This window comes from Candidatus Leptovillus gracilis, assembly GCA_016716065.1.
Classification (GTDB): domain Bacteria; phylum Chloroflexota; class Anaerolineae; order Promineifilales; family Promineifilaceae; genus Leptovillus; species Leptovillus gracilis.
Genome location: JADJXA010000012.1, coordinates 89,554 through 113,636, shown reverse-complemented (window position 1 = coordinate 113,636; position 24,083 = coordinate 89,554). Strand labels below are relative to the sequence as shown.

Sequence of the window (24,083 nt, the reverse complement as noted above, 5' to 3'; positions counted from 1 at the left end):
GTATGGCCCGCAGGGTATGGCCCGCGGGGTATGGCCCGCTAACCTAAAATGTCGGCTACTACATCCTGAACGTAGTAATGGGTCTGCCCCTGGCGAGAAAGGCGGCGTATGCCGTCCAGATGGTTGCCCAGGGTGACGATGGCTGGTTCTTCCACCAGTTCACCCTGGATTTCTTTTACCTGGCCCAGACCCACGCTGGACAGCAGGCCGTTGCACAGGCAGCGTCGCTCGTCGGTATTGCGCTCCAGGCCGCGTTTGTTGATGTAGGTTTCAATGGGGCCGGCCGGGCAGCGTTGGAAGAGCGTGCGCTCACCATGCTCGTCGGGTTTGTTGAAGCCGCGCTGCTGTAACATGCCAATATCGCAGACGCGCTTGCGACTTTCGTAGACCTCTGCTTCCGAGAGGGTGTCCTGAAGTTGGACGACTTTGAAAGAAAAACCGGTGGGCGAGAAGGTGGTGGTGCGCACCAGGTCGGCGTCGTCTACGCCGTTTTTCAGGGCGGCCAGGATGGCTGAGCGGTATTCGGGCTTCATGCCCGATTCTTCGGCCAGGGCGAACACAGTGCCTACCTGCACGCCGTTGGCCCCGGCGGCCAGCGCTTCTTGCAATTTTGCGTGGCTGCCATACCCCCCGGCCAGCCAAAAGGGAATGCCGACGGCGCGGATGGCCGACAGGTTGGCTTCGTCGCGGGCGCCGTAGATGGGTTGGCCCAGCGTGTCGCGGACCAGGGGACCAAGCGGGCTGGCGTTGTGGCCGCCGGCCGTATGGTGTTCGATGATGAAACCGTCGGGCGGCGCGGTTTTGCTTTCGGCCAGCACTTTGACCAGGTCTTCTAGCGAGACGATGGCGAGGAAGGCGGGGGTGGTTAACGGCCGTGTCGTCAATCTACCCTCCGCCACTTGTTGAGGGTCAAAAGCGATGGCAAATTCTTCGCCGGTTTCGCGGTATAACACCGAGATTTCGTGGGCCACCGGGGTGTGCTGCGCCAACTGCTGGCACAGGGCCGGCAGCCCCTCCGGGTTGCCCGCGCCGACGATGACGCCATCCACGCCGGCCAACATGGCCCCGTACATCACGTAAATCAGCGGCAGTTCAATCTTGTTGAGAAAGTTGATGAATATCTTGCCGCTGTGCCCCTCTTTCGCCAACCAGACTTCCACAAAACCGGTGGCGATAAGCAGTTCGATGATGTCGTCGTCCAACTTGAGCGGGACCATCGCGGCCGCGCCGTTGGGCATGGGGAAAGTTTTGCGTTCATCGTGGGTGTGAATGATTTGCATTGGCGCGCTGCGGAACCGGTCGCCGGGCGCTTTGCCGCCTTCGATGAAATAGCGGTCGCGGATTTTACGGCCGATGGTCACGCCAAATGTGTCGTCGAGGGACTGGAGGGCGCGTCGGGCGTGGCCGCCGGGGTCGCCCAATTGCAGCAGCCGCACGTAGACCACATCCAACGCTGTGCCGGAAACAGTGCCTACGGTGACGCCGGGTCGCTGCATGGCGACCGTCCGGGCCAGCCGCCAATTGGACACATGCACTCCCATGCCGCCTTGAATGAGCTTTATATCTTCAAGATGTTTCATGAATTATTTGCCTTTGGCTTTTAGCCAGGAGAAACAGGAATAATTTAAGCGGGAAGTGGGAGCGATGAATGTACGGTCCAGAAGAGGAGGGGTGTAGGAAACGTCTTTCTGTCTCGGCATTGCTTGTGGGCACAGTATAACAGGGCGTTGGGGGATTGCCTAATAGCTGACCGCCGACCGGATCGCCTTACAGACCGGTGAAGAGGAGGGCGAGGCTGAAACCGATGAGGATGAGGCCGGAGGCCAGGTTGATAAGGCGGAAAACAGTGGGGGAGAGACGGGCGCGCACGGCCGTTACTGCCAAACAGAGCGTCAGCCACCACAGGGCGGAGCCGAGGAACACGCCCAACACCAGTTGGACGCCTGCCCCGGCTCCATGAGTCTGGCTGCCCAAACCGAAACCGGCGAACACGGCCGTAAAAGACAAAATCGTCACCGGGTTGGACAGGGTGAGGAAGAGCGTGGTGGTATAGGCGTGGAGTAAGGCGATTTGCGATTTGGGATTTGAGGCGGCGGATTGTGGCGCGTTGGTGGCGGCGGGTAGGCGGAGCGTTTTGAGGCCGAGGTACAAAAGGAAGAGGCCGCCGCCGAGACGGAGCCAGGTCTGGTATTGGATGAGGAAATTGGAAACGGCCGTTAACCCCAGCGCCGCCACACTGCCATACAAAGCGTCGGCGGTGGCTGCGCCAAGGCCGGTGAGCAGGCCAATGAGCAGCCCTTCGGTGAGCGTGCGGCGGATGGTCAGGACGCCAATCGGCCCCACTGGGGCAGCGATGCCCACGCCAAAGAGCAATCCTTGCCAGAAAAGTGGGTTGTCCATGGGGCGGATGTTAAGCGTGCGTGACGGCCGTTGCCAGAATAAACAGCCGCTACACCTCGGCTAAAACATGGTTGATGAACGCCTGCCAGGTGGGGTTGGGCTGCCAGATGGCATCTAATACCTGGCGGGCCGTCTTTTCGGGCACGCCCTGAGTGCGCTGATACAGGTAAAGGAATGCCGATACACGCATGTTGGCGATGCAGTGGATGAAGAGGTTACGGCCGTCATGGGCCTGCATCGCCTGGCAAAACAAGGCGAAGTCGCGGCGTTGGGGCGCGTCCCAGATGACGGGGATGTGAACGTATGCCAGACCTTGTCCGGCAACAACAGCCTGTTCGTCGTGCAGCGCGTGGGAAGAATCGGCCGGCGCCAGGTTAAAGACTACTTCATAACCCGCTTCCTTAATCCGCGCAAAGTCATCGGCCTGGGGCTGCCCGGCGCAGGCGACCCGGTCGTCCAGGCGGTAAAAATTGTAGATATGGCTTATATCTGGAGGCACGAGAAGATTATGACCTTTCGGCGAGAATGGCCGCCTTTTGCCGAATCGTTTTCACCATCTCGTTCAGACCCGTTTTGCGCGTCGGGCTGAGGTGCTTTTCTAGTTTAAGCTGCTCAAAAAAGCCGGGAATGTCTAAGTCCAGAACAGCCTGAGGCGAACGGCCGTTCACCAACGCCAACACAATCGCCACCAACCCTTTGACGATGGCCGAATCGCTGTCGCCGACAAACGACAACATTGGCGGCGCGCCTTCTGGCGTCATCTTAATCCATACGCCGCTTTGGCAGCCCTCAATCCGCGTCTCTTCCGTCTTGTCGGCCGCCGCCATGGGCGGCAGATCGCGGCCCAAATCAACGAGATAACCATACCGGTCATCCCATGTTTCCAGCCAGTTAAAATCTTCCAGTATTGCTTCAGGGGTCATCATAAGAAGTTGGTAGTTGGTAGTTGATAGTTGGTAGCAGGTAGTTGGGCGTCTTCATTAGCAACTCCCAACTGTCAACTATCAACTACCGCACCATTTCCCAGGCCATGTGCTGCAATTCGGGGGCAATGAGTTTTTCCCAGGCCAATTGCACGGCATTGGGTGAGCCAGGGGTGGAAAAGATAAGGGTATTGCGGTAAACGCCGGCCGTCGCCCGCGACAACATGGCCGCCGCGCCGACTTCTGACCAGCTTAACATGCGGAATAATTCGCCAAAACCGGGCATTCGTTTCTCCAACTTGTGGTCCAACACGTCGAAGGTAGTGTCGCGGGGGGCGATGCCGGTGCCGCCGTTGAAGAGGACCACGCGGGCCGGGCCGGCGGCAAGTTCATCGAGTACGGCCGTTACCTGCGCCGGTTCATCTTTAATCAGATGATACGCAGCTACCACATGCCCGGCAGCCTCAACCTGGGCGCGCAAATAGCGGCCGTTCACGTCCGTCTCCGGGGTGCGGCTGTCGCTGACGGTGACAATTGCCACCGGAACCGGACCTCCGGCGGCGGCCTGCGCTTTGTGAACGGCCGTGCTGGCCGATTTGTTCGTGTGGGACAAATTCGTTTCCATCATTGCCCCATTTTAGCAGCATTGTGCCTAACCTGCGAAACGCCCGACGCCTCAACTCGCCGCCAACGCCGCGTAAGACGATTCGTAACTCACGTCATCTACCATGCCGTCAAACACAGCATAAGGCGCAGCGTCGGCGCGTCCGGCGCGACACGCATAAGGGAGTTCCAATGAAAGTAGGTATTTTAGCCGGTGGCAAGGGGACCCGTCTCTCAGAGGAAACCACATTGAAACCCAAACCCATGGTCGAGATTGGCGACAATCCCATTATCTGGCACATCATGATGCACTATGCACATTATGGCTTCAAAGATTTTGTGGTTGCCCTTGGTTACAAAGGCGAGGTCCTGAAGAAGTACATGGTAGATTATTTGTCGTTAGGCAGCAGCCTGACGGTAGATTTTCGCAGCGGTCAGGTTCGGTCCCACGACCAATATCATCCAGATTGGGTAGTGGAGCTGATTGATACCGGCCACGATACCATGACTGGCGGCCGGATCAAACGGTTGCAGCCTTACATTGGCGACGAGACCTTTATGCTCACCTGGGGCGATGGCGTTTCAGACGTCAATTTGCACCGCCTGTTAGAATTTCATCGTGCGCATGGCAAATTGGCAACAATGACGGCCGTGCGCCCACCCGCGCGTTATGGACATCTGGAATTTGACGGCGACCGCATCGTCCGCTTCCAGGAAAAACCGCAAACGGCCGAAGGCTGGATCAACGGCGCTTTTTTTGTCCTGGAACCAGAGGTATTCGAGTACATTGACGGCGACGAAATGATGTTCGAGCAAGAACCGCTGGCCCGTCTGGCCGAGGAAGGGCAGTTGATGGCCTACAAACATGAATCCTTCTGGCAATGTATGGACACCTTACGCGAAAAGCATATTTTAGAGACCCTGTGGCAGAGTAAAAACCCACCCTGGAAGGTTTGGGACTAATCCATTCAGCGTACAACAGTTGTTCAGACTATTGTGCGCTTTTATTTTTTATAACTGTTTCTGCTTGTCTGTCAGAATATACCCTCTCATAATAGGAAGTGACATATGCGTGTATTAGTTACCGGACATAATGGCTATGTAGGCACCGTAATGATGCCTATGTTGATCGCCGCCAATCATGATGTTGTGGGTCTGGACACCAATTTGTACGAAGGTTCCACCTTCGGTGAAGACACACAGCGCAATTATCCCGAAATTAACAAGGACGTCCGCGACATCCAAATGGCCGACCTGGAAGGCTTTGACGCCATCATCCATCTGGCCGGGCTGTCCAACGATCCATTGGGCGACCTGAACCCTGAATTGACCTACGACATTAACCATCACGCCTCTGTCCGTCTGGCGGAGATGGCTAAGGCAGTGGGCGTGCAGCGCTTCATTTTCTCTTCCTCGTGCAGCAATTACGGCGCGGGCGTTACTGACTGGCTGGATGAGTCTTCGGCGTTTAACCCGGTAACACCTTACGGCCGTTCCAAAGTCATGGTCGAACAAGACGTCGCCAAACTGGCCGATGACAACTTCAGCCCCACCTTCCTGCGCAGCGGCACCGCCTACGGCGTCTCGCCGCGCCTGCGCTTCGACCTGGTGCTGAACAACCTGGCCGCCTGGGCCTTCACCACTGGTCTGGTCTACCTGAAAAGCGATGGCACGCCCTGGCGTCCCATTGTCCACATCAGCGACATGTCCCGCGCTTTTATCGCTGTCATGGAAGCGCCCCGCGAATTGGTCCATAACGAAGCCTTCAATGTCGGCCGTTCCAGCGAAAATTACCAGATTCGCCAGATCGCCCAAATCGTCGCCGAAACCATCCCCGGCAGCCGCGTCGAATTTGCCGAAGGCGCCACCGCCGATAAACGCAATTACCGCGTCAACTGCGATAAAATTGTTAACACCCTGCCCGGCTACCAGCCCCAATGGACGGCCAAAAAAGGAGCGGAAGAGTTATACGCCGCCTATCAGAAGGTTGGCCTGGAATTGGAAGAGTTTGAAGGCCCGCGCTACCGCCGCCTGAAGCACATCAAAGCGTTAATGGCATCGGGGCGTCTCAGCGACACCCTGCGCTGGCGGCAGCCCGACCTGGCTCTGTAGGTAACAACCATGATTCATACCAACGAAACCACCTGCCGCGCTTGTGGTTCAGACCGCCTGCGCACCATCGTCGAATTTGGCCTCACCCCTCTGGCCGACCGCCTGCTGCGCCGCGACCAACTCGACGAGCCGGAATTAATGGCCCCCCTGACCCTGGTATTCTGCGAGGAGTGCGCCCTGGCGCAAATCCGCGAGACCATTGACCCGGAAATCCTGTTCTTCGCCGAATACCCCTATTTTTCCTCCGTGTCCCCTTCCCTGCTGCGGCATTTCGCCGCCAGCGCCGCCGATATTATGGCCGAGCGCAGCCTGAACGAGACCAGTCTGGTGATCGAAGCCGCCAGCAACGACGGCTACATGCTGAAAAACTTTGCCCAGGCGGGCATCCCGGTGCAGGGCGTAGACCCGGCCAAAGCGCCGGCCCAGGCGGCCATAGACGCCGGGATTCCGACGATGGTCACGTTTTTCGGGCAAGAATTGGCGGCGCAGTTCCGCGCTGAAGGCAAAGCCGCCGACATCTTTCTGGCAAACAACGTTCTGGCCCACGTGCCCGATTTGAATGGTTTTGTCACCGGCATCCGCACCATCCTCAAGGAGGATGGCACGGCCGTCATTGAAGCGCCCTACGTTGTGGATTTGGTAGACCACTGCGAGTTTGACACCATCTACCACCAACACCTCTGCTATTTTTCGGTGACAGCGCTGGACCGGCTGTTCCGGCGACATGGGCTGTATCTGAACGCCGTGAAGCAGGTCGCCATCCATGGTGGCTCGCTGCGGTTGTTTGTGGAACCGGTGGAACGGCCGCAAGAATCTGTCCTTCGCCTGCTGGCCCAGGAAAAAGAGCGCCAGGTAGACCGGATTGACTTTTACCTGGATTTTGCCGGCCGTATGGCGGCGGTGAAAACAGAACTCATGCGTTTGTTGACCGGCCTGAAACAGGAAGGGCGCTCCATCGTGGGCTATGGCGCGGCGGCCAAGGCGACAACGCTGCTGGCTTACTGCGGCATAGACAAGGCGCTGGTGGACTATGTGGTGGACCTGAATCCGTATAAGCACGGCCGTTTCATGGGCGCCAACCACTTCGAGATATTCCCACCCGCCAAACTGCTGGAAGATCAGCCCGATTACGTGCTGCTGCTGGCCTGGAACTTCGCCACGGAAATCATGAAGCAGCAGGAAGCGTATCGCGCCGCCGGTGGGCAGTTTATTGTGCCCATCCCACGCCCTGAAATTCGCTGACCCGTCCTGGAGACACCTAAATGAACGGCAAAGGGTGCGCATCCTCTGGACGCGCACCCTTTGCTTTTGTCGCCGACCCGAAGGGTATCCCAAACCCTTCGGGTCTTTATAGTTACCGAAGCGCTGCATTTTGGTAAAATCTGTATCAAAAGAGCTGATGCGGTTGCGGAAAATCTGTCAGTTCTGAAAAATAGAGGTAACTATGAGTTCTCAGCCTGACCAAACACGGCCCAAAGTGACAATCCCGGCGCTGGCCGCTAAAAAGCAGCAGGGCGACCCCATCACCATGTTAACTGCCTACGACTATTCTTCGGCGCTGCTGGTGGATAAGGCGGAGATTGATATGATCCTCGTCGGCGATTCGCTGGCGATGGTGATGATGGGGTTGGACAGCACCAACCCGGTGACGATGGAGATTATGCTCCACCACGGCCGTATGGTGGCCCGCGGCGCAAGCAGCGCCTTGCTGGTGGGCGACATGCCTTTCATGTCGTTTCAGGTTGGCGTGAAGGAGGCAGTACGCAACGCCGGCCGTTTCTTGCAAGAAGGTGGCATGGAGGCGGTGAAGTTGGAAGGTGGGCGAGCCGTCACCGACCGCGTGCGGGCCATTACGCGGGTGGGTATCCCGGTGATGGGGCATATTGGCCTGACGCCGCAGTCGGCGACCAGTTTGGGCGGGCACAAGGCGCAGGGCAAAACGGCCGTCACCGCCTATGCCCTGCTCCAAGACGCGCTGGCTTTGCAAGCGGCCGGCTGTTTCAGCCTGGTGCTGGAAGCTGTGCCCGCGGCCGTCGCCGCCGAAATCAGTCGGCGGTTAGACATCCCCACCATCGGCATTGGCGCGGGGGCTGGCTGCGATGGGCAGGTGTTGGTTTACCACGATTTGCTTGGTCTGTTCGACAAATTCCAGCCTAAATTTGTCAAACAATATGCCAACATCGGCGCGCAAATCAGCCAGGCGTTGGCGCAGTATCGCCAGGAAGTCGCCGATAAGACATTCCCGGCGGAAAGCCACACCTTCACCATGCCCGCAGACGAACTGGCCCACTTTTTCGCGCTGCTGGATGGTGAGGTTGGATAGTTGGTGGATAGGTGTTAAGCCAACCAACTATCCAACCACTTTCGCAAAATCATGTTACGCATAGGCATTATCGGCACAGGGGCGTTGGCCTCCTTGATGGCGCTGCGGCTGGCCGAGCAGGCGGACGTGGTGATGGTCGGGTCCTGGGCAGAGCAGTTGGACGCGATTGAAGCTGGGGGGTTGACGCTGCTGGAGGCTGACGGCCGTTCCCACACCCATCCCCTCCTGGCTACCGACGAACCACTGCTGCTGCCGCCGGTGGACGTGGCCCTGGTGTTGGTGAAAAGCTACCAGACCAGTACGGCCGTGCGCCGCCTGCGCACCCTGGTCAACACGGACACCCTCATCGTCACCTTGCAAAATGGGCTGGGCAATTGGGATACGCTGGCCCAGGCGTATGGCGCCTGGCGGGTGGTCCAGGGCGTTACCTCTTTGGGGGCGACGATGGTGCGGCCGGGCATGGTCCGCGCCGCTGGCGATGGTCCCATCAGTCTGGCGCGGGCGGCAGCCAACATCTTTTTTGAGCCGCTGGTGGGTTGTTTGCGGGCGGCCGGTTTCAGCGTGGAGATCGTCTATGACGTGCAAGGGCTGGTCTGGGGCAAACTGGCGGTGAACGCGGCCATTAATCCGCTGACGGCCGTTCTGCGCATTCGCAATGGCTTGTTGGCGGAGGAAGAACCCTTAAAATTGGTGATGATGGCGGCGGCCAGGGAAACGGCCGTTGTCGCCGCCGCGCAGGGCATCCAACTGCCATACCCCGACACGGCGCAGCGCGCCCTGCAAGTGGCCCAGGCGACGGCGCAAAACCACTCTTCGATGCTTCAGGACATCCGGCGCGGCAGCCAGACAGAAATCGAGGCCATCTGTGGCGCCGTGATCAAAGCCGGGCAGCAGTTTGGCGTGCCCACGCCCGTCAACATCCAACTCTGGCGCTGGGTCAAATCGGCCGAAGCCGGCCAGCCCATCACCGATTGGAAAATAGAGGTAGATGGGCTGGTGGTGGATCTGACAGGGGCCAGGGATCAGGGAGTGAGGATTCGTGGTCCCGTGCATCCTGGCCCGCAGCCCGCAGCAAAAGGATAACATGAGAGTAAGCAATAACATCCATGAAGTACGCCAGATACGCTGGCAGAACCCGGCCGCAACTTGGGGATTGGTCCCGACGATGGGTTATTTGCACGAGGGGCATATCTCGCTGGTGGAGCGCGCGCGCGCGGAAAATGAGTTCACGGCCGTTACCATCTATGTCAACCCGACGCAGTTTGCGCCGACCGAAGACCTGAGCAGCTACCCCCGCGACCTGCCGCGTGACCTGGCCTTACTAGAAGCGGCCGGGACCGACCTGGTCTTTACGCCCGATGATACCATCATGTATCCGCCTGGTTTCCAGACTTATGTCACTGTCGAGGAGGTGACGCGGCGGCTGGAAGGGGCCTCGCGCCCGACCCATTTCCGCGGTGTGGCGACTGTTGTGGCGAAGCTGTTCAACATCCTCCAGCCGACGCGGGCTTATTTTGGGCAAAAGGATTACCAGCAAACGGCCGTCTTGCGCCAAATGGTGGCCGATCTCAACTTCAACCTGGAGATGGTCGTCTGCCCGACGGTGCGCGAGGCGGATGGGCTGGCGATGAGTTCACGCAACAAGTACCTGGACCCGGCGCAGCGGGCGGCGGCGACCATTTTGTCGCGGGCATTGGCCGCCGGAGCAGCAGCCCTTAACGATGGCGCGCGCGACGCCACTGAACTGCGCGCCCTGATGCAGGCCATGATCACCGCCGAGCCGCTGGCCCGGCTGGACTACCTGAGCGTGGCCCATCCGGGCACGTTGGTTGAATTGGATGAGGTACAAGAGGCGGCGGTGTTGTCTACGGCCGTTTTCTTCGGCCGCACCCGTCTCATAGACAATATGTTGTGGCAGTTGACGATTGACGATTAAGGAGAAACTGACACCCATGCGCTGGGTATTACACGCTAAAATTCATAAAGCTACCGTCACTGAGGCCAACCTCGATTACGTCGGCAGCATTACCATAGACGAAGCCTTGCTGGACAAGGCTGGCCTGTGGCCGGGCGAAAAAGTGCAGGTGGTAGACAATACCAACGGCGCGCGCCTGGAGACCTATATCATCAAAGGGGAACGCGACTCCGGCATCATTTGCATGAACGGGGCCGCCGCCCACCTTATCCACGCCGGTGATGAAATTATCATTATGGGCTACGCCCTGAGCGACCAGCCTATTGCCAACCCCAAGATGATCTTGGTGGATAAAGAAAATAAGTTTGTGCGGTACTTGTAAGCTTAGGCGGATACAGCACCGCGTGAGGAGAAAATGGAAGATCAAATAAACACAATGATTGAACAGCTTACGCTGGCCGAAAAAGTATCTCTGTTGGCCGGAGCCGATATGTGGCACACCGTGCCTGTCGAACGGTTGGGCATCCCGGCTATGAAAGTGTCCGATGGCCCCAACGGAGTGCGCGGTGTGGATGATAACACCGGGCCAACTTCGGTTTGCTTCCCGGTGGGCATCGCTCTGGGCGCTACCTGGAATCCGGCGCTGGTGGAGCAGGTAGGGCAGGCATTGGCCGATGAGGTGAAGACCAAAGGGGCGCATGTGCTGCTTGCGCCTACGGTCAACATTCACCGTTCGCCCATTGCCGGCCGTAACTTTGAATGTTACGCCGAAGACCCCTACCTCAGTGGGATGCTGGCCTCCGCTTACATTCAGGGCTTGCAGAGCCAGGGGGTGGGGGCATGTATCAAGCATTTTGTCTGCAACGATTCTGAGTATGAGCGGCACAGCATGAGTTCAGAAGTAGCCGAACGGCCGTTACGTGAAATCTATCTGGAACCCTTCCGCATCGCTCTGGAGCGGGCCAAACCCTGGACCATTATGTCCGCCTACAACCGCATCAACGGCGTGTGGGCCAGCGAAAACAGCCACCTGCTGCGCGACATCCTCAAGGAGGAATGGGGCTTTGACGGGCTGGTCATCTCCGATTGGTACGGCTCTTACACCGAAAATGTGGCCGCTGGCGGTCTGGACCTGGAAATGCCCGGTCCCGCCCGCTGGCACGACGACCGGGTGCGCCGGGCGGTGGAGAATGGCGCACTAGACGTGGCGTTGGTGGACGACAAAGTGCGCCGCCTGTTACGCACGATGTTTCGTGTAGGCGTGTTTGATCGGCCGGAATTGCCGCCAGAGCAGAGCATAAACCGGCCGGAGCATCGCCAATTGGTCCGCGCCGCCGCCGCCGAAGCCATTGTTTTACTGAAGAACGAGGGCAGCTTGCTGCCGCTGGACCCGGACAGGCCGCAGCGCATCGCTGTCATCGGCGAGAACGCGCAGGCAGCACAAATAATGGGTGGGGGTAGTTCCGGCGTGAATCCCCATTACGCCATCAGCCCGCTGGCCGGGATTCGCCAGCGAGCGGGCGAGCAGGCGCAGGTGGCGTTTGCTCTTGGCTGCGCCATCCACCGTCAACTGCCGCCCATCCCGACGGATTGGCTGCGCACCGCAGACGGCCGTGCCGGGCTGACGCTCTCTTATTTTGGCAACCGTCAGCTGGATGGCGCGCCCATTTATACGGCCGCGATCCAAAAAACCAACCTCCACTGGTTTGGCGAACGGCATCCGTACATAAACCCGGCCAATTTTTCCCTGCGCCTGAGCGGTCAATTGCTTGTACCGCAAAGCGGCGCTTACACCTTTACGCTAGACAGCACCGGCCACAGCCGCTTCCTGGTGGATGGCGTCGTCCAATTGGAGTGCCTGACGGCCGAATCGGAGGCAGTGGCCGTTACCCTGGACCTGATCGCCAACCAACCCTACGACGTGGTGGTTGAATACAGCGCCGACGCGGTCGGCCAGGGCAGGTCGCTCAATCTGGGCTGCCGGCCGCCGCAGGAAGCAGATCCCCTGGCGGCGGCCGTTGCCCTGGCCGCCCGATCAGATGTCGCCATTGTTGTTGCCGGGCTGACCAAAGAATGGGAGAGTGAAGGCTTCGACCGGCCGGACATGGAACTGGTGGGCGCGCAAAATGAACTGATCGCCCGCGTAGCAGCGGCCAATCCCAACACCATCGTCGTCCTCAACGTGGGGTCGCCGGTGACAATGCCCTGGCTGGATGCGGTAACGGCCGTGCTGCAACTGTGGTATCCCGGCCAGGAAGGGGGCAACGCCCTGGCCGACGTGCTGTTCGGCGATGTCAATCCGTCTGGCCGCCTGCCCACCACCTTCCCCCGCCGCCTGGCCGATACCCCGGCTTACCTGAACTACCCCGGCGAAAACGGCAAAGTTCTGTACGGTGAAGGGTTGTTTGTGGGGTATCGTTACTACGACAAAAAGGAAATCGCGCCGTTGTTCCCCTTTGGGCACGGCTTGTCTTACACCACCTTTGCCTACGACAATCTGAAGATTGCGGTGGAGGATACGGCCGTTCAGGTGCAAGTAGACATCACCAACACCGGCAGCCGGTTCGGGCAGGAAGTGGTGCAGGTGTATGTGCGTGATGAGGTGGCGCGGTTGGTACGGCCGTTCAAGGAACTCAAAGCCTTCGCTAAAATCGCCTTGCAGCCGGGCGAAACCCAAACCGTCGTCCTGCCCCTCAGCCGCCAATCGCTGGCCTTTTACGATCCGGCCGTGGGCGATTGGGTGACGGAGGCGGGTATGTTCAGCGTATTGGTCGGCCGTTCGGCGCAGGATATTTGCCTCAGCGGGCAGTTTGAGTGGGGCGGTGACGGCGCGCGGGTGATGAAACTGCACACCGGGCTGCCTTTGCAAACCTTGCTCAATGATGCGCGGGCAACGGCCGTGCTGCAAGAACATTTGGGCGATCTGATGAATCACCCCCAGATAGACATGGCAATGACCATGTCCCTGGAGCAAATCGCCGCCTTCGTGCCCGACATGCTGCCGCGCGAAACCATCGAAGCCATCAATCACGCGTTGGCTTCGCTGACAAATTGATCGAGGGAGTGTTTCAAATAAGTTGAGCAGGTAGGGGCGGGACAGGCGGGGCGACATCTTTGCCAATCACCAATGCCTCGCCCCCGCCTGTCTCGCCCTCTTTTTTGCCCGACACAGCCGTTTGTTGGGCGAGATGGCGCGGAGAAAATGCCGTCCGCTGTGGCGGATACCAACCCGCGCCACCCACCACCACGAATGAAAACAGAGCGCCATCTTCCAGATGGCGACGCCAGCAAGATGCTGGCGTTACGTCAATCCGAAATCCGCAATCCGAAATTTTTAGGCGAAGAGGTGACAAAATGAGTGTGGAAGAACAGACAAAACCAGGCAATCGAGAAGAAATAGCGGCCCGTCTGCGCGACAAGCAAAACCTGGCCGGCATAGACCTGAGTGGATTGGACTTGAGCGAAATGAAGCTGATCGGCATGGTCTTGCCCGGCGCAAACCTCGCCCAGGCCGATTTACGCAAAGCCATCATCGCTGGGGCAGACCTGGCCGGCGTAGATTTGTCGGGCGCAGCCCTGGATGGTGTATTCATTGCCGGCGCCAATATGGCAAACGCCAATTTGCGCGGCGCCAGCCTGAAAGCAGCCAGAATCAACGGGACTAACTTGCAAGACGCCGACCTGACAGACGCTGACCTGAGCGCGGCGACCCTGCTGGCAGTCAACGTCGCCGGGGCGGATTTCAGCGGCGCAGTGACCACCGACGCCCATTCGGGCGGCGTGGTCTGGGCCAACGCCAAAGTCCCTCCGTCCGCGATACCTGAAGCCATGCAGCCGCCAACCTGGGCGCTGTTTTTGGCGCTGTTGGGTCTGGTGGGCGCGGTGGGCATTGTCGCCTTCCTGCTGGCCCGCAAAAAGTGGCCCACTGCTTAACCCTGTTTGCAACCTCTGTCTGGCCGGCGCGTATAGCCTGGTAAGAAATGGATAGACCTGACAGGTGTCCGAAAGCGTGTCAGGTCCTAAAGTGAGAGACAGACAGATGAAAAATCAGGGACAATTTACGTTAGGTATCGTGATTGTGGTGTTGGGGGTTGTGCTGCTGTTAGCCAACCTGTTGAACATTGACCTGGGCATTTTGTGTTGGCCGATGGCCTTTATCTTGTTGGGCCTGTTTTTCATTTTCCGCCCACGAATGATTGAACCGGGCACGGCCGTTACCCAGAAATTCCTCGGTGAAGTCGAGCGCAGCGGCCAGTGGGCCGTCACCGACGAAGAATTGTGGTACTTTATCGCCGACGCCGACTTCGACATGACCCAGGCCGACATTCCCTATGGCGAGACGCGCATCCGGGCGTTGGGGTTTGTCAGCGATATAGATGTACGTGTGCCTAAAGACGTGGGCGTGTCGGTATCGTCCACCTCCTTTGTCAGCGAAGTAGACGTGTTGGGTAACAAGGAAGAGAGCTTTCTGGGGCCGGTGAATCTGGAAACGCCCAACTACAAAATGGCCGACCGGCGCATCCGGCTGGAAACGACTTCGTTTGTGAGTGACATCAAAGTTCGCCAAAGCTAAACCATCGTTTGTTGAGAGATGCCCGGTGCGGCGCACTGCAAAAAGCGCGCCGCACCTTTTTGTTTTATCGGACGTGGCTCTTTTGTTCGTCAAATCCTGCCAATCCGCTGCCCCTCTAGCTGAAATGAAACACACCATTGCCAGATCGCGTTACAACGCCAGACTCTAGCGTTACTTTGCCTCTTTCCCTCCTTTGCGTTAAAACCCTCACAATAGATTATGTTGGCACTACACACGATCCAAAAATCTTTTAACGACGCGCCGGTTTTACTCGGGGTCACTCTGACAGTGGCGGCGGGGGAAATTGTGGCTTTGCTGGGGCCAAGTGGCTGTGGCAAAACGACCCTGCTGCGCATCATTGCCGGGCTGGAAACGGCCGACAACGGCCGTGTGCAGCTCGAAAGCCAAGACCTGACGGCCGTCCCGGTGCATCAGCGCGGCCTGGGCATGGTGTTCCAGGATTACGCCCTGTTCCCGCACAAAAACGTCGCCGACAATGTACGCTTTGGGCTGCGGATGCAGCACTGGTCGGCGGCCCAAATGCGTGACCGGGTGGAGCAAGTGCTTGGCCTGGTTGGATTGGCCGGGTTTGGTCTACGCGCCATCCATCAACTGTCCGGCGGCGAGCAGCAGCGGGTGGCTCTGGCCCGCGCCCTGGCCCCTGCGCCGCGCCTGCTGCTGTTGGATGAGCCATTGGGCGCATTGGATCGCGCCCTGCGTGAACGGCTGATGCTGGAACTGCGCGACATTCTCAAGCAGGCCGGCGGGGTGTTGGGCCGGCCGGAAGGGATAACGGCCGTCTATGTTACCCACGATCAGGCCGAAGCCTTCGCCATCGCCGACCGGGTGGTGGTGATGAACGCCGGACAAATTGAACAGGTCGGCCACCCGACTGATTTGTATCGCCACCCGGCCACGCCATTTGTCGCCCGTTTCCTGGGCATGGATAACATCTTGCCCGGCGACATCCTCTCCACCAACCCGCCCATCGCCCAAACGCCCGTCGGCCGCCTGCGTTTTACCCCCTCTCTGTCGCCCCATCTGCCCCTATCGCCCGCCCACTTTCTCATCCGCCCGGAAGCCGCCCAGATCGTCCCCATGGGCGATGAGGGCGTGAATGGAGTACACGGCCTTGTCCATGACCTCTCCTTTCGCGGCCGTTACCAGATTGTTACGGTGCTGGTGGATGGGATGGCTGGGGAAACGGCCGTTCCCCTCAAACTAGAATTCGATTCCGCCGAACGTCTTCCGGCCGTTGGACAGTCGGTACACTTGTCTCTAAACCCCCAGGCCATCTATCGGTTAGAATGAGGTAAGATCATCTGGGGATAGGTTGCTACCCTTCCCTGGACAGGCGTATAATGCCGCCATGTTCAAGCGGCGGCGCGGGTTCACCCCCTCCCCGCCAACACAAGGAAAATACTATGTCGTTTTTATGGGCAGTTGCCGGATTTTTTCTTATTCTGACGCCGATTATCCTCATCCATGAATTTGGTCATTTTAGTGCGGCGCGCCTCTCGAAAATTCGTGTAGAGGAATTTGGCTTCGGTTTTCCGCCGCGCGCGGCCGTGTTGGGCAAGCACAACGGCACAATTTTTACCCTGAATTGGCTGCCTTTGGGCGGTTTTGTGCGGCCGGCCGGTGAAGACGACCCCACCATTCCTGATGGGTTGTCGGCCGCCTCCAAACGCGCCCGTTTTTTTGTACTGGTCGCCGGGGCTGGGGCGAACTTTATTGCCGCCTTGTTGGCCTGGTGGTTTGCTTTCTCTCTGGGCGCGCCGGCCGTCGCTATCTCCCAGGTTAATCCCGACTCGCCCGCTTTCACGGCGGGCATCATCGCCGGTGATGTGATTTTGGAAGTAGAAGGCGAAAAAGCAGACAATACCAGCGTCATTTCCGGGCCGATGTATGCCAAAGGCGGCCAACCGGTGGAAATGCTCATTAGCCGCAACGGCGAAAAAATGATTGTCACCGTGATTCCGCGCGTCGAAGGGGAGTATGATCCGGCCGTGGAAGGTCCTATTGGCGTAGGACTCACCATGTCTGATTCCGGTGAGCGCATCACCCGGGGCCTGGGCGAAGCGGGCATGGATGCCGTCAATATCTTTACGGAGCAATTTGGGCTGTTTTTCCGCGTCCCGGCGATGCTGATTCGCGGCGATCTATCACCCAGCGAAGCCCGTCCGGTTAGCATTGTGGGCATCAGCCAGCTTGCCGGCGAGGTGACAGAAAATTCGGTCGCCAACAGCACCCTATTTCCCTTGCTGCACTTTTTTGCCTTTATCAATGTCGCCCTGGGCCTGACCAATTTGCTGCCCATTCCGGCGCTCGACGGTGGGCGGATCATGTTTGTGCTGATCGAAGCGGTGCGCGGTCGGCGCATTGAGCCGGAACGGGAAGGCATGGTCCACGTCATCGGCATGTTGGTGCTGCTGAGCCTGATGCTCTTCATGATTGTTCAGGATATAATCAATCCGATTATACCTTTCTAATGTGTATAGCCTTAGGCCGTAAGCCGTCACGCGGAACACGGACAATACTATTCAAACCTCCCGCCAAACGGGAGGTTTTTTGTGAGGAACCATGAAAGAAGAAAAAATACAACTGTTTTCTGAAGTTTTGGACGCACTGTTGCACAATGAGCAAGTGCCGGTACACCTGCTTTTTCGCCTGTCGGATATGCCTATGTCGGCTGAGTCGCGCTTTTTTGCCGCCTGGCCGGGTGCGGTTGATGATCGCCGCGAAGAGATTATGGGGCATCTGGTTGACCTGGCGGAAGATAACTTTGCCGTTGACTTTACGCCTATTTTTAAGGCGGGATTGTCTGACCCGTTGGCTGCCGTGCGGGTGTTGGCTTTAGATGGCCTGTGGGACGCTACGGATGTGCGGCTGGTGGCGCCGATTTTGCGGCTGATGCAGACAGACGACAACCAGGATGTGCGGGCGGCGGCCGCCAGGGCGCTGGCCCATTTTGTGCTGTTGGCGGAGTGGGGGCAAATTCCCACACGGCCGTTAGAACCGGTCATCCCCGCATTATTGGCAGCCTACGAAGATGAGGCAACGGCCGTGCCTATCCGCCGCGCCGCCCTGGAAGCGCTGGGCGCTGCCAGCCATGCCCGCGTCAACGCCCTCATCGAAGAAGCCTACGAACACGACGATCCGGCCATGAATCTCAGCGCCATCTTTGCCATGGGCAACAGCGCCGACCCGCGCTGGCTGCCTACTATCCTCGAAGAATTAGGCAACCCGTCGGCCGACGTGCGCGCCGAAGCGGCCACCGCCGCCGGGTCTATGGGTCGCAGCGAAGCCATCCCCCTCCTGGCTGAGCTAACCCACGACGAAGACGATGAAGTCTGCGCCGCCGCCATCGCTGCTTTGGGGCAAATTGGCGGCGACCAGGTCAAGACCCTGCTTACCGATTTGCTGGAAGACCCAGACTTTGAAGACATGCACGAGTTGGTTCAGGAATCGTTGGAATCGCTCCTGTTATTGGGCGGCGAACTGGACCTGATGGATTACGCAGACGATGGCGATGACGGCTATGACGATGACGACCTCATCAGCGAGTTTTAGTGGTAGGTGTTTGGAAGACAGTATTCAGTAAACAGTAAACAGTGTTCAGTCCATACTGAACTGTGAACACCGCCCCAGATAACCATTGAACACCATCGCCACCGTCCTCTGGCAAAATATCCTGCCTATCTTCATGGTTGCCGGTTTTGGTTATGCCTTGCAGCGCTGGCAGGTGGTAGATAAGCATACGCTGTCTAAAACTTCCCTGTATATCCTCAGCCCGGCTCTGGTTTTCGCCTCATTGGTCAATTCCCGACTGCCCGGCGAAGAATTGTTTGCCCTGGCCGCCTTTGCGGTGGTGTTTATTACCCTGATGGCGGTTACGGCCGTCTTGGTGGGTTGGGGTCTTGGTCTGCCGCGCCGCGCTCTGGTGACGCTGATCATCGTGACGATTTTTGGCAACAGCGGCAATTATGGCCTGACGCTGGTGCAGCTTCGTTATGGCGACGACGGTCTGGCGCGGGCGATTGTTTACTTCACAACCAGTACCATTGTGCTTTATTCGGCCGGAATTTTTCTGGCGTCCATGGGCGAACTGCCCTGGCGGCAGGCGTTGGGACGAATGCTGCGGCTGCCGCCGGTGTACGCCGCGTTTGGCGCTGTGCTGGTCTATGCGTTCGATTGGTCCATTCCCGCGCCGCTGCTGCGCGGTGTGGAAGTGGCCGGGCAGGGGGCCATTCCGGTGATGCTGTTGGTGTTGGGGATGCAAATGGAAGGCTTTCGCGGGCATATAACCTGGCGACTGACGGCCCCGGCGGTGGTGCTGCGACTGCTGGTTGCCCCGGTTGTGGCGCTGTTGGTGGCCGGTTTGTTGGGCCTGACGGGCCTGGGCCGGTCCGCTTCGATTGTCGAAGCGATGATGCCAACGGCCGTGATCACCATCATCCTGGCGACGGAGTTTGACTTGCAGCCAGAGGCGGTTACGAGTATCGTTGTCCTGACGACATTGTTAAGCCCGTTTACCATTGCCGCCACCATTGCGCTGTTGGGGCTGTGATGGCGTGGCGCGAGATGTACCTGACAAGGTGACAAGGTGACATCTGACAAGGTGGCAAAAATGTCAGATGATGACCTTTGCGAGTATACATATGCTCAGGTGGGTTTGTTGGATGAGAAGGTTTTGGTGTAGACCGGGCAGGTCTGTGGCGCTGCTGTTCTTGCTGCTCTGGCTGGGGCCGTTGGCGGCTCAGCCGTTGGCGGCTCAGCCGTTGGCGGCACGGCCGTTGGCGGCACGGCCGTTGGCGGCACGGCCGTTGGCGGCACGGCCGTTGGCGGCACGGCCGTTGGCGGCTCAGCCGTTGGCGCAGTCTGAAGGCGGCTGGCGCTCCACGGCCGACTATGCCTTTGGGCAGGCCATGACATTTCAGCTAAACGGCGTCAGCGCCACCGACTTCACCGGCGCGACGCTGCTCTTTCAGGCCCCGGAGTTCGACAATACTTTTGTCGCCGCTGTACCGCTGACCGACGGCCGTCAGATAGCCATCAGCCATCGGGTAGATTTGCGCCAGGTGCGGCTGGCTCCTTTTACAACTGTCACTTATTGGTGGGTGCTGGAAACGGCCGCCGGCCAGACCATCACCCTGCCGCCACAGCAGTTCCTTTACCAGGACGACCAGTTTGACTGGCGCGAACTGGCCCAGGACAGTGTGCGGGTCCACTGGACCGGCGACGACCTGGCGTTGGGACAGTTGGCTCTGGACGTGGTAGCCGAGGCGCTGCCGCGCTGGCAGGCCATCCTGCCGCTGCCGCAAGATGTGGCCTTTAACCTTTACCTGTACCCCTCGTCGGCCGATTTGCGGGCGGCGCTGCGCCTGACTGGGCGGGATTGGGTGGGCGCCCATGCCCACCCGGAGTTGGGCGTGCTGCTGGTAACGGCCGTCAACAGCCGTACCGCCGCCGCCGATTTGCGCCAGAGCATTCCCCACGAGATGAGCCATTACCTGCTCTATCAAACGCTCGGCCCGGTGGCCTACGACCATTTGCCCATTTGGTTGGGCGAAGGGCTGGCGACGATGATGGAGGCCAATCCGAACCCGAGCTACGGCGTGGTGTTGGAAACGGCCGTCGCCGCCTACCAGACGCTGCCATTGGCCGATTTGTGCGGCCGTTTCCCCGCCGCCGAAGACAAGGTGGTGCTGGCCTACGCCCAAAGCGAGTCGTTGACCCGCTACATCCAGGCGCGTTTTGGCAACCAGGCACTGCGCAGCCTGCTGGCCGCCTATGCCGATGGCCAGGAGTGTGACGCCGGCGTGCAGCGGGCCACCGGTCTTTCGCTGGCCGAACTGGAAAAAGCGTGGCTGGCCGCGCAGCAGCCCAAAACTCTCTGGACGCAAGTCTGGGAGCAGCAGGGCGTTTGGCTGCTGCTGCTGCTGGGCAGCTTTTTAATGACCGGACTGATTATCTGGCAAACGAAGTGAGACGATGAGCAAAACGACATTTTCTAATCCTAAAACGGCTTCGGCCGCTGGCGCGCCGGATCAGGTGAAAAAGCTGCTCCTGCGCGGCAGCGAATTGTTACGCCGCGGCGACATCGAACAGGCGGCCCGCGTGTTAGAAAAAGCGTATACCCTGGATGAAACCCATCCAGACGTGGCTCTGAATCTGGGCGGCGCATACATTTTATCCAACCGCTTCGGGCAGGCGGTGATGATTTTGGAGGCGCTGAGTCAGATGGAACCGTACAATGCGATGGTCTGGACCAACCTGGGCGCGGCTTATCTGGGCAATCCCATTTTGGCCCGCGACCCGGAGCATGAAAAAGCCATTACGGCCTTCGAGCGCGCGCTGGAAATTAACCCCATTGCCCCTAACGTGGCCTATAATCTGGGCCTGATTTTCCGCGACCGGCAAAACTACGAGCGGGCGCGCTACTGGTTTGGCGAGGCTGTCAAGGCCAATCCCAACGACCAGGACGCCCGCAATTTGCTGGCCCGCTTGGAAGCTGTGGCTGAAGAGGAATAGCAGCCTCGTGGGAGCGCGGACGTCCCGTCCGCCCTGGGCAGGCAAGAAGCCTGGGCTGCCATAGGGAGGTTGAAGCGATGCGGGCATTGTTGCAGCGGGTGAGCCGGGCACAGGTAACGGTGGATGGCGTTGTGGTAGGCGCGATTGGCCCTGGCTTTGTGGTTCTGCTGGGCGTGACCCACACAGACACAACAGCCGAAGCCGATTGGCTGGCGAACAAAATCGCCGGGATTCGCCTGTTTGAAGACGCCGAGGGCAAGATGAACGCCTCGTTGGTTGATGTGGCCGGGGCGCTGTTGGTGGTGAGCCAATTTACCTTGTATGGCGATGCCCAAAAGGGGCGACGGCCGTCGTTCACCGACGCCGCCCGCCCGGAACAAGCCGAACCCCTGGTGGATTATTTTGTCAAACAACTGCGGCGGCACGGTCTGACCGTCGCCACCGGTATATTTGGGGCCGCCATGGCCGTGGACATTCACAATGATGGCCCCGTGACCCTGCTGTTAGAACGGGAGCATCAATGAGTCGAGTTCGATCTTACTGAACACTGAACACCGGATACTAAACAAAAACGGGAGTTACTCACTAAACATGAAATACCAGACACCTTTCATCGGCCTATTCGTTTTACTGCATGTATTGGTTGGTTGTGGGCAAACGGCCGTATCCCCGGCAGCCCAACCAACGGCCGTCAGCCAGGCTGATACGGCCGTCCCCCAACCCACTGCTACGTCCATCCCGGCCACCGCCACGCCGCTGCCGGCGCCGGTGATGGCAACGGCCGTGCCCACAGACACCCCGGCCGGCCCCACCGCCACGCCCACCAGCGTCTGGATCAATCCCACCCCAACCGTGGACCCATCTATCCCGGCGGCCCCGCCGCCGCCCGAAGGCAGCGTGGCGCAGCCGCCCTATGCCGCCAGCGAGTGCAGCGACAAATACCCTTGTAACGAAGACGTGGCCGCCTGGGAAGCGCGCATCCAGGTTCCACCTGGTTTTCAGGCGACTTACTTTGCCCGCATAGATGGCCAGCCGACCACCATGGCCTTTGGTCCCGATGGTCTGTTGTACGTGGCCGTGCAGGCTGGCACAATTTATCGCCTGGACAGTGAGGGTAATTCCCGCGCTTATGTCGGCGGTTACACCACCCCCACAGGAATCGCCTTCCACCCCATCACCGGCGAGTTGTATGTTGCCAGCCGGGCCGTGGAAGAAAACGTGGATGGCGAATCGGTCATTTCCATCGTCAACAAGGGGCGCATTATTGAGGAACTGCCCTGCTGCTACACCTATTATCATGCGGCCAACGGCATTGCTTTTGGACCTGATGGGTATGGCTACGTTGGCGTCGGTGGTCGGGCTGATCATGGTGAAATTTTAGGAACCAACGAACAGGACGAGCTGCATCCTTACGAAGCGGCCATTTTGCGCTTTAATGCCGACGGCAGTGAAGTCGAAGTATATGCGCGGGGCATCCGCAACCCGTATGACATTGCCTGGGATGGCAATGGTGATTTGTGGGCTACCGACAACGCGCCCGACTACGGCCCGCCGGAAGAATTGCACCGCATTGTGCCCGGCGCGGAGCATGGCTATCCCTGGTACGATTGCGAAGTTTGTTTTCAGCCGCCGCCTGGCATAGAAGTGCTGCCGCCGGACTACACGTTCGTAGCCCATTCGTCACCGACAGGCATTACGGCCTATACGTCGGGCGCTTTCCCCGGCTATTACAACACCATGTTTATCACTTTGTGGAGCGCATTCCCCGGCGCGCAAAGTGTGGTGGCCGTAACGCCGAATGGCGACCAGTACGACTTTTCCCTGGGTTATGCCGCGCCAATTGATGTGGTGGTCGGCCCGGATGGGAATCTGTACGTAGCCGATTGGGCGACGGGGATCATTTTCCAGATCAGCTACATTGGGCAATAGCCGACTGCCCGACTACAAGGCTGCAAGACCAAAATGAACGAACTTGCGCAGCGTTACACGGCCGTTCTCAATCGCATCACCGCCGCCGCCCAACGGGCCGGCCGGTCGCCGGAAGCTGTCACCCTGGTGGCTGTGAGCAAAACCTGGCCGGCCGAGACGGTTCTGGCTGCTTACGAAGTGGGGATGCGCCACTTTGGCGAGAACCGACCGGAGGAATTGGCGGCAAAACGAACGGCCGTTGAAGCCGCGTTAGGACCAGACAACGGTATCATCTGGCATCAAATTGGCACGCTGCAAAGCCGCAAGACAGGGTTGACGGCCGTTCACGCCGACGTATTCCACGCCCTGGACCGCTTGAAGATTGCCAACCGGTTGGCGCGCGAGGTGGGGGAGAACGGCCGTATCTTGCCCACCTTCCTGGAGGTAAACGTTTCCGGCGAAACCAGCAAATCCGGTTTCGACGTGAGCAAGTGGCAAGAAGATGCAACGCAGCAGGCCAGGATACGTACTATCGTGCAGGCGTTGGTCAATTTGCCCGCTCTTTCGGTGCATGGGTTGATGACCATGGCCCCCTGGCAGGCGCCCGAAGACGAGATTCGCGCCGTGTTTCGCCAAACCCGGCTGCTGGCGCACTGGTTGAACCAGGTCGAACCGGCTCTCCAGCTAACCGGCCTGTCTATGGGCATGACCGACGACTTTGAAATTGCGATTGAAGAAGGGGCGACCCATGTCCGTGTGGGCCGTGCCCTGTTTGGCACACGGACCTGACGA

General features: G+C 59.1%; 25 protein-coding genes. 20 read left to right on the top strand and 5 right to left on the bottom strand.

Annotation, left to right across the window (positions count from 1 at the left end; translation table 11 throughout):
* Nucleotides 1-38: 38 nt before the first annotated feature.
* From IPM39_22455 to IPM39_22435, 5 genes are all read right to left on the bottom strand, one after another.
* Nucleotides 39-1,580, bottom strand: coding sequence for a nitronate monooxygenase (locus IPM39_22455; GenBank protein MBK8988800.1), 1,542 nt, complete (start codon nucleotides 1,578-1,580; stop codon nucleotides 39-41).
* A gap of 187 nt (nucleotides 1,581-1,767) precedes the next feature.
* Entirely contained in the window at nucleotides 1,768-2,400 is a 633-nt protein-coding gene (locus tag IPM39_22450; protein ID MBK8988799.1) for a LysE family transporter, read from the bottom strand.
* Between the two features lie 49 nt (nucleotides 2,401-2,449).
* Complete coding sequence (locus IPM39_22445; protein MBK8988798.1) at nucleotides 2,450-2,878, bottom strand: protein tyrosine phosphatase family protein; 429 nt, start codon at nucleotides 2,876-2,878, stop codon at nucleotides 2,450-2,452.
* Between the two features lie 28 nt (nucleotides 2,879-2,906).
* Nucleotides 2,907-3,326, bottom strand: a complete 420-nt coding sequence (locus tag IPM39_22440; protein ID MBK8988797.1) for a SufE family protein — start codon at nucleotides 3,324-3,326, stop codon at nucleotides 2,907-2,909.
* An 82-nt stretch (nucleotides 3,327-3,408) separates the two neighbouring features.
* Nucleotides 3,409-3,948 carry a molybdenum cofactor biosynthesis protein MoaB gene (locus IPM39_22435; GenBank protein ID MBK8988796.1) on the bottom strand — a complete coding sequence of 180 codons (540 nt, stop codon included), beginning with the start codon at nucleotides 3,946-3,948 and terminating at the stop codon, nucleotides 3,409-3,411.
* 170 nt (nucleotides 3,949-4,118) lie between these two features.
* Here IPM39_22435 and rfbF point away from each other — a divergent pair, with 170 nt between their 5' ends.
* The 20 genes from rfbF to IPM39_22335 all read left to right on the top strand — a co-directional run bounded on the left by rfbF (nucleotide 4,119) and on the right by IPM39_22335 (nucleotide 24,080).
* Nucleotides 4,119-4,889, top strand: coding sequence for a glucose-1-phosphate cytidylyltransferase (gene rfbF / locus IPM39_22430; GenBank protein ID MBK8988795.1), 771 nt, complete (start codon nucleotides 4,119-4,121; stop codon nucleotides 4,887-4,889).
* A 105-nt stretch (nucleotides 4,890-4,994) separates the two neighbouring features.
* Entirely contained in the window at nucleotides 4,995-6,038 is a 1,044-nt protein-coding gene (locus IPM39_22425; GenBank protein ID MBK8988794.1) for an SDR family oxidoreductase, read from the top strand.
* A gap of 9 nt (nucleotides 6,039-6,047) precedes the next feature.
* A complete protein-coding gene (locus tag IPM39_22420; protein ID MBK8988793.1) occupies nucleotides 6,048-7,280 on the top strand; it encodes a class I SAM-dependent methyltransferase in 1,233 nt (410 codons plus the stop codon).
* 202 nt (nucleotides 7,281-7,482) lie between these two features.
* Nucleotides 7,483-8,361 carry a 3-methyl-2-oxobutanoate hydroxymethyltransferase gene (panB, locus tag IPM39_22415; GenBank protein MBK8988792.1) on the top strand — a complete coding sequence of 293 codons (879 nt, stop codon included), beginning with the start codon at nucleotides 7,483-7,485 and terminating at the stop codon, nucleotides 8,359-8,361.
* A 51-nt stretch (nucleotides 8,362-8,412) separates the two neighbouring features.
* Nucleotides 8,413-9,444 carry a 2-dehydropantoate 2-reductase gene (locus tag IPM39_22410; protein ID MBK8988791.1) on the top strand — a complete coding sequence of 344 codons (1,032 nt, stop codon included), beginning with the start codon at nucleotides 8,413-8,415 and terminating at the stop codon, nucleotides 9,442-9,444.
* Between the two features lies 1 nt (nucleotide 9,445).
* Complete coding sequence (locus tag IPM39_22405) at nucleotides 9,446-10,297, top strand: pantoate--beta-alanine ligase (protein MBK8988790.1); 852 nt, start codon at nucleotides 9,446-9,448, stop codon at nucleotides 10,295-10,297.
* A 16-nt stretch (nucleotides 10,298-10,313) separates the two neighbouring features.
* On the top strand, nucleotides 10,314-10,658 hold the full coding sequence (locus IPM39_22400) for an aspartate 1-decarboxylase (protein MBK8988789.1): 345 nt from the start codon (nucleotides 10,314-10,316) through the stop codon (nucleotides 10,656-10,658).
* A gap of 33 nt (nucleotides 10,659-10,691) precedes the next feature.
* Complete coding sequence (locus tag IPM39_22395; protein ID MBK8988788.1) at nucleotides 10,692-13,331, top strand: glycoside hydrolase family 3 C-terminal domain-containing protein; 2,640 nt, start codon at nucleotides 10,692-10,694, stop codon at nucleotides 13,329-13,331.
* A 147-nt stretch (nucleotides 13,332-13,478) separates the two neighbouring features.
* Entirely contained in the window at nucleotides 13,479-13,634 is a 156-nt protein-coding gene (locus IPM39_22390; protein MBK8988787.1) for a hypothetical protein, read from the top strand.
* Nucleotides 13,631-14,209, top strand: coding sequence for a pentapeptide repeat-containing protein (locus tag IPM39_22385; GenBank protein MBK8988786.1), 579 nt, complete (start codon nucleotides 13,631-13,633; stop codon nucleotides 14,207-14,209). Before IPM39_22390 ends, IPM39_22385 begins: the two co-directional genes overlap by 4 nt.
* A gap of 106 nt (nucleotides 14,210-14,315) precedes the next feature.
* Nucleotides 14,316-14,849, top strand: coding sequence for a hypothetical protein (locus tag IPM39_22380; protein MBK8988785.1), 534 nt, complete (start codon nucleotides 14,316-14,318; stop codon nucleotides 14,847-14,849).
* 219 nt (nucleotides 14,850-15,068) lie between these two features.
* Nucleotides 15,069-16,160, top strand: coding sequence for an ABC transporter ATP-binding protein (locus IPM39_22375; protein MBK8988784.1), 1,092 nt, complete (start codon nucleotides 15,069-15,071; stop codon nucleotides 16,158-16,160).
* A 113-nt stretch (nucleotides 16,161-16,273) separates the two neighbouring features.
* Nucleotides 16,274-17,341 (top strand): site-2 protease family protein, encoded by a 1,068-nt coding sequence (locus IPM39_22370; protein MBK8988783.1) that lies wholly within the window; start codon nucleotides 16,274-16,276, stop codon nucleotides 17,339-17,341.
* Nucleotides 17,342-17,432: 91 nt separating this feature from the next.
* Nucleotides 17,433-18,422 (top strand): HEAT repeat domain-containing protein, encoded by a 990-nt coding sequence (locus tag IPM39_22365; GenBank protein MBK8988782.1) that lies wholly within the window; start codon nucleotides 17,433-17,435, stop codon nucleotides 18,420-18,422.
* Between the two features lie 85 nt (nucleotides 18,423-18,507).
* Nucleotides 18,508-19,419, top strand: coding sequence for an AEC family transporter (locus IPM39_22360; protein MBK8988781.1), 912 nt, complete (start codon nucleotides 18,508-18,510; stop codon nucleotides 19,417-19,419).
* A gap of 112 nt (nucleotides 19,420-19,531) precedes the next feature.
* Complete coding sequence (locus tag IPM39_22355; protein ID MBK8988780.1) at nucleotides 19,532-20,839, top strand: hypothetical protein; 1,308 nt, start codon at nucleotides 19,532-19,534, stop codon at nucleotides 20,837-20,839.
* A 4-nt stretch (nucleotides 20,840-20,843) separates the two neighbouring features.
* Nucleotides 20,844-21,383: a tetratricopeptide repeat protein gene (locus IPM39_22350; GenBank protein ID MBK8988779.1), complete on the top strand. Its 540-nt coding sequence runs from the start codon at nucleotides 20,844-20,846 to the stop codon at nucleotides 21,381-21,383.
* Nucleotides 21,384-21,460: 77 nt separating this feature from the next.
* Nucleotides 21,461-21,907, top strand: coding sequence for a D-tyrosyl-tRNA(Tyr) deacylase (locus IPM39_22345; protein MBK8988778.1), 447 nt, complete (start codon nucleotides 21,461-21,463; stop codon nucleotides 21,905-21,907).
* Nucleotides 21,908-21,974: 67 nt separating this feature from the next.
* Nucleotides 21,975-23,312, top strand: coding sequence for a PQQ-dependent sugar dehydrogenase (locus IPM39_22340; protein MBK8988777.1), 1,338 nt, complete (start codon nucleotides 21,975-21,977; stop codon nucleotides 23,310-23,312).
* 33 nt (nucleotides 23,313-23,345) lie between these two features.
* Entirely contained in the window at nucleotides 23,346-24,080 is a 735-nt protein-coding gene (locus IPM39_22335; protein MBK8988776.1) for a YggS family pyridoxal phosphate-dependent enzyme, read from the top strand.
* The last annotated feature ends 3 nt before the right edge of the window (nucleotides 24,081-24,083 follow it).